Raw genomic sequence first — 629 nt, 5'->3', positions numbered from 1 at the left:
AACTCCAGCGTCGTCTCGATCGAAGCTCCCGCCATCCCATGACCCCCGAACCGAATCATGGTGGCTCAGTGAGTCAGAAACCGTTAAAATACGCAACTGTAATGCTAGGCGAGAAATATGCCGGTCCGCCCGTCGAGTCCGCTTATGCTTTCGATCCTCGAACTGGAGAACAAATCGCGGTTCAAATCTCTCTGGATTTCGATCGAAAAACGATCGATGACATCTATGCTTACCGGCACAGTGACGGGCACGCGGTCGAGGCCGCGTTCTCGTCGGTTATCGGCCCGACCCTCCAGTCGCAGGCGGACGCCGAGAGAGATCGGGTCATCGGTCGCGCAGTAGACAAAGCCTTCGACGAATGCGGCGCGAAGGAAGGCGAGCGGCTGACGGAAGAACACGTCCGTAAGATCAGCCGCTCTATCGCCGAGAGCGTCTCGCCTTTCGCGTTACACAGCATGCGGCCAGTGCGCGGTCCGAAGAAGTAAAAATGAGTGCCGGATTACCCGAGAGCGGACGTTCCTAACATTACAGTTGCGTATTTTAACGGTTTCTGACTCACTGAGCCACCATGATTCGGTTCGGGGGTCATGGGATGGCGGGAGCTTCGATCGAGACGACGCTGGAGTTGT

Annotated in this window: 1 pseudogene; it reads left to right on the top strand. The window is 56.6% G+C overall.

Annotated elements, in window-relative coordinates:
* Nucleotides 1-485 (top strand): annotated as a pseudogene (locus FMZ75_RS21225) (hypothetical protein); the annotation flags it as partial.
* Nucleotides 486-629: the final 144 nt, after the last annotated feature.

The sequence above is a fragment of the Methylosinus sp. RM1 genome (genome assembly GCF_011378635.1).
GTDB lineage: Bacteria > Pseudomonadota > Alphaproteobacteria > Rhizobiales > Beijerinckiaceae > Methylosinus > Methylosinus sporium.
The sequence above is the reverse complement of the archived record's forward strand: the minus strand, read 5'-3'. Positions and strand labels throughout refer to the sequence as shown.